The sequence below is a fragment of the Corynebacterium sp. genome, from assembly GCF_012838985.1.
Taxonomy (GTDB): domain Bacteria; phylum Actinomycetota; class Actinomycetes; order Mycobacteriales; family Mycobacteriaceae; genus Corynebacterium.
The window spans coordinates 1-4,958 of sequence record NZ_DUOE01000173.1 but is presented as its reverse complement, the minus strand read 5'-3'; the positions used below and the strand labels follow the sequence as shown (position 1 = coordinate 4,958).

Here is a 4,958-nt window from a genome sequence, read left to right as displayed (position 1 = left end):
GGCCGCGGTGAGTCGGTCGATGCCGGCGGCGGCGCGCGGGTGGCGGGAGCCGTGGGACAGGGTCAGCAGGGCGGGAGTCACGGGTCAGCGCAGGCGGTGGCCGACGAGCCCGGCGGCGAGGGTGTTGCCGGCGGCCTGGTCGATGAGGAGGAAGGAACCGACGGCGCCGCGGGCGGCGTAGGGCTCGACGGGCAGGTCGGCGGCGACGTCGATACGCACATGCGCGATGTCGTTGAGGCTGACCTGCTCGGGCGCGATCTGGTCGGAGCGGCCGTCGATGTCGAGGAGACGCTCGACCGCCGTGACGCGGCCCCGGACCAGGGAGGTGCCGTAGCGGACACGGACGGGGCTGCCGGCGCGCAGTTCCTTCTCGTGGAGACCGACGATGGTGGCGTCGAAGGAACGGACCGGGGCGGGGCGGTCGTCGCCGGCGATGAGGTCGCCGCGGATGAGGTCGATGTCGTCGGCCAGGCGCAGGACCACGGAGTCACCGGCGTGGGCGTGGCGGGCCTCGCCGTCGGCGGTGTCGATGTGGGTGACGGTGCTGGTCCGGCCCTCGGGGAGGTGGACGGTGTCGCCGACGCTGATGTGGCCGGCGTCGATACGCCCGGCGTAACCGCGGTAGTCGGTGGAGTGCTCGCGGATGACGTACTGGATCGGCAGGCGGAAACCGAGATCGTGGGCGCGGCCGCGGTGGACCTCGACGCCCTCGAGCAGCTCGAGGATCGTCGGGCCCTCGTACCAGGGCAGGTTGGTCGACGGCTCGACGACGTTGTCGCCCAGCAGCGCGGACACGGGGATGACGTGCGCGTCGTCGACGCCGAGCTCGGTGGCCAGGGACGTGAACTCCGACTCGATGGCGCGGAACACCGGCTCGGACCAGTCGACCAGGTCGATCTTGTTCACCGCGAGCAGCACGGTGCGCACCCCGAGGAGGGCGGCGACGGTGAGGTGGCGGCGGGTCTGCTCGACGACGCCGTGACGGGCGTCGACAAGCAGCACGACGACCTGGGAGGTGGACACGCCGGTGACGGTGTTGCGGGTGTACTGCACGTGGCCGGGGGTGTCCGCCAGGATGAACGTGCGGCGGTCGGTGGCGAAGTAACGGTGGGCGACGTCGATGGTGATGCCCTGCTCGCGCTCGGCGCGCAGGCCGTCCACCAGCAGAGACAGATCGAGTCCGTCAAAGCCGCGGTCGGCGGAGGTGCGTTCCACCGCGGCAAGCTGGTCGGCGAGGACGGAGCGGGTGTCGTGCAGCAGGCGGCCCACGAGGGTGGACTTGCCGTCGTCGACGGAGCCGGCGGTGCACAGGCGCAGGGTCTCGCGGGTGCCCAGGAGCGTGGCGGTGGTCATCAGAAGTAGCCTTCCTTCTTGCGGTCTTCCATGGCGGATTCACTGAGTCGGTCGTCGGCGCGGGTGGCGCCGCGCTCGGTGAGGGTGGAGGAGGCGATCTCGGCGATGACCTCGTCGGTGGTGGTGGCGTCGGACAGCACGGCACCGGTGCAGGACATGTCGCCCACGGTGCGGTAGCGCACCCGCTTGACCTCGAGGGTCTCGCCCTCGCGCGGCCCACCCCAGTCGCCCGGGGTCAGCCACATGCCGTCGCGTTCGAAGACGGTGCGCTCGTGGGCGAAGTAGATCTCCGGCAGGGCGATGCCGCGGGCGCCGATGTACTCCCAGATGTCGGCCTCGGTCCAGTTGGAGATGGGGAAGACGCGGACGTTCTCACCCGGGAGGTGGCCACCGTTGTAGAGGTGCCACAGCTCGGGGCGCTGGCGGCGCGGATCCCAGCCGCCGAAGGAGTCGCGGATGGAGAAGACGCGCTCCTTGGCGCGGGCGCGCTCCTCGTCGCGGCGCGCCCCGCCGAGGACGGCGTCGTAACCCTGCTCGGCGATGGTCTCCACGAGGGGGACGGTCTGCAGGGGGTTGCGGGTGCCGTCGGGGCGTTCGACGAGGTCACCGCGGTCGATCCAGTCCTGCACCTTGGCGACACGCAGCCGGACGCCGGTCTCGGCGACGACGCGGTCACGGAAGTCGATGACCTCGGGGAAGTTGTGGCCGGTGTCCACGTGGAGCAGTTCGAAGGGCACGGCCGCGGGGGCGAAGGCCCGGCGGGCGAGTTCGAGGACGACGACGGAGTCCTTGCCGCCGGAGAACAGCAGCCCGACCTTGTCGAACTGTCCGGCGACCTCGCGGAGGATGTGGATGGATTCGCTCTCGAGGTCCTGGAGGTGGGGGGAGAGTCGGGTCTGGAGGGTGGTGGTCAGGGTGGTGGTCATGAGTGGAGCCCGCATTCTGTCTTGTTCTGTCCGGCCCAGCGGCCGGCCCGGGGATCCTCGCCCGCGGCGACGGGGAGGGTGCAGGTGGCGCACCCGATGGACGGGTAGCCCTGCTGGGTGAGGGGGTGTCGGGTGAGGTCGTGGTCGGCGATGAACGCCTCGGTGTCGTCCAGCGACCACGTGATGATCGGGGAGATCTTCAGCCGGCCGGTCGGATCGAGGCTCAAGGCCGGGGCGTGCGCGCGGGTCGGCCCGTCGACCCGGCGCAGGCCGGTGATCCAGCCTGCGTAGGGGGTCAGGTGCACGGCCAGCGGTTCGACCTTGCGCATGCGGCAGCACGCGGTCGGGTTGGTGCGGTACAGGTTCGCCCCGTAGGTGGCGTCCTGTTCCTCCCGGCTCAGCGTCGGGGTCGCGGTGACCAGCATCTGCGGGTACCGCTTATCGACGTCGCGCGCCACCTCCAGCGTCTCCGGGAAGTGGTAGCCGGTGTCGAGGAAGAGGAAGTCGGCGTCGGGCAGGTGCCGGGCGGCGAGCTCGGCGAGGACGGTGTTCTCCATCGACAGGGTCACCGCGAGGCGTCCCGGCGCGTGCTCCCGGGCCCAGTCGAGGATGGTGGCGGCGTCGGCGTCGAAGAGTTCGGCGGCGTGCTTCTCGACGAGCCGCGCGTTCTCCTTCCGCACCGCCTCCGGCAGGTCACCGGTGGTGGTGGGGCCGGCGGGGCTGATCTCCGGGTCGCGGGTGGCGGTCGGCGTGCCCAGCAGATTCATCGGGTCACCTCCTGCAGATGTCCGTGGCGGGCGAGCGAATTCCGGATGGCCTCGCTCGTGGAGCGGGCGGCGGCCGGGCGGTGCTCCGGGTCGTCCTGGCCGTGGTAGCGGACCGAGAACACCCGGGTGCAGTCGCGGCACAGCCAGGCGAAGTCGTCGGCCTCGTTGGGGAACAGATCCTCCCCGGCGCACCACGGGCAGTGCAGCGGATGGTTGCGGTTCGGATTCGGGGTGCGGCGGAAACTCACTGGAGGTCCTCCTCGGCAGCGCGCTGCACCCACTCCTGGAAGGTCTCCTCCGGCTCCCGCTGGTCACGGAAGTTGGTGACGACACGGGTGACGTAGTCCCCGACTTCGTCGGCAAGCACCTTGTGGCCGCGGAGCTTGCGGCCGAAGTTGGCGTTGATGTTCATCGAACCGCCCAGGTGCACCTGGAACCCCTCCACGCGGTTGCCGTCGGCGTCGGTGACGGTCTGTCCCTTGAAGCCGATGTCCGCGACCTGGGTGCGGGCGCACGAGTTGGGGCAGCCGTTGAGCGCGATGCGCACGGGCACGTCGATGTCGCCGACGCGCTCCTCCAGCTCGTCGACCAGCTCGACGGCGCGGGACTTCGTGGTCGCGTGCGCCAGCTTGCAGAACTCCAGGCCGGTGCACGAGATGATGTTGCGACGCCACTCGCTCGGCTTCGAGTACAGGCCGGTCTCGTCGAGGGCGGCGGCCAGGTCGGCCAGGTCGGTGCGCTCCACGTCGAGGAACAGCAGCTCCTTCTCCGCGGTGGTGCGGATGCGGGTGATGCCGAAACGCTCCGCGACATCCGCGATGGCGATGAGCTGCTCACCGGTGGTGTGGCCCACGGTCGGCTTCACGCCCAGGTAGAACTTGCCGTCCTTCTGCGGGTGGATGCCGATGTGGTCGCGGTAGCCGGGGTTGATCGGCTGGTGCGGGCCGTCGATGAGCTTCCGGCCGAGGTACTCGGTCTCGAGGACCTCGCGGAACTTCTCAATGCCCCACTCCGCCACCAGGAACTTCAGGCGGGCGCGGTTACGCAGGCGTCGATAGCCGTAGTCACGGAAGATCCGCGCCACACCGGCCCACACATCCGGCACGTCCTCCAGCGGGATCCACGCACCCAGCGACTGCGCCAGCATCGGGTTGGTCGACAGACCACCACCGACGTAGCACTCGAAACCGGGGCCGTGCTCCGGGTGGACGGAACCGATGAAGGCGACGTCCTGGATCTCGTGGGTGACGTCCTGGCGCGAATGCCCCGAGATCGCCGACTTGAACTTGCGCGGCAGGTTGTGGAACTCCGGGTTCGGCAGGTGCTCACGCTGGATCCGCTCGATCGCCGGGGTGGCGTCGATGATCTCCTCCGCCGCCACCCCCGCCACCGGGGAACCCAGGATGATGCGCGGCACGTCGCCGCAGCCCAATAGGGGGCTCAGGCCCACGGTGTCGAGCTTCTCCCAGATCGCCGGGATGTCCTCGATGCGCAGCCAGTGCAGCTGGATGTTCTGCCGGTCGGTGAAGTCCGCGGTGGAACGGGCGTAGTCGCGGGAGATCTCACCGACCGCGCGGAGACGCTCCGGGTTGACCAGGCCGCCGTCGAAACGCACGCGCATCATGAAGTACTTGTCCTGCAGCTCCGCGTCCGGCACCTGGCCGGTCAGCTCGCCGCCGAGATCCTGCCGACGCTGCGTGTACAGGCCCAGCCACTTGAAGCGCGGGGCGATGTCGTCGGCGGGGATCGAGTCGAAACCCTGCTTGGAGTAGATGTTGACCACGCGGTCGTAGACGTCGAGGACCTCTCCGTCCTGTTTCACCTCCTCCACGTGGTTGAGCGGCGCGGTGCCGTCGATCTTCCACTGGCCCTCCGGCTTGCGGGCGCGCTTGGGGCGCTCGCCGCGGACCGG

Annotated in this window: 5 protein-coding genes; all 5 read right to left on the bottom strand. The window is 70.1% G+C overall.

Annotated features, from left to right (window positions below):
- Window positions 1–84: 84 nt before the first annotated feature.
- Genes GXZ33_RS09880 through GXZ33_RS09860 form a run of 5 tightly spaced genes read right to left on the bottom strand, consistent with a single transcriptional unit; the run spans window position 85 to window position 4,904 of the window.
- Window positions 85–1,353: a GTP-binding protein gene (locus GXZ33_RS09880; RefSeq protein WP_291340865.1), complete on the bottom strand. Its 1,269-nt coding sequence runs from the start codon at window positions 1,351–1,353 to the stop codon at window positions 85–87.
- A complete protein-coding gene (cysD, locus tag GXZ33_RS09875; RefSeq protein ID WP_291340867.1) occupies window positions 1,353–2,267 on the bottom strand; it encodes a sulfate adenylyltransferase subunit CysD in 915 nt (304 codons plus the stop codon). The genes GXZ33_RS09880 and cysD overlap by 1 nt, the downstream gene beginning before the upstream one ends.
- Window positions 2,268–2,275: 8 nt before the next feature.
- Window positions 2,276–3,046 (bottom strand): phosphoadenylyl-sulfate reductase, encoded by a 771-nt coding sequence (locus tag GXZ33_RS09870; RefSeq protein WP_291340864.1) that lies wholly within the window; start codon window positions 3,044–3,046, stop codon window positions 2,276–2,278.
- Window positions 3,043–3,294, bottom strand: coding sequence for a hypothetical protein (locus tag GXZ33_RS09865; RefSeq protein WP_291340863.1), 252 nt, complete (start codon window positions 3,292–3,294; stop codon window positions 3,043–3,045). Before GXZ33_RS09865 ends, GXZ33_RS09870 begins: the two co-directional genes overlap by 4 nt.
- The gene (locus GXZ33_RS09860; protein WP_291340866.1) at window positions 3,291–4,904 is read right to left on the bottom strand and encodes a nitrite/sulfite reductase; all 1,614 of its coding nucleotides are present in this window, start codon (window positions 4,902–4,904) and stop codon (window positions 3,291–3,293) included. The genes GXZ33_RS09865 and GXZ33_RS09860 overlap by 4 nt, the downstream gene beginning before the upstream one ends.
- Window positions 4,905–4,958: the final 54 nt, after the last annotated feature.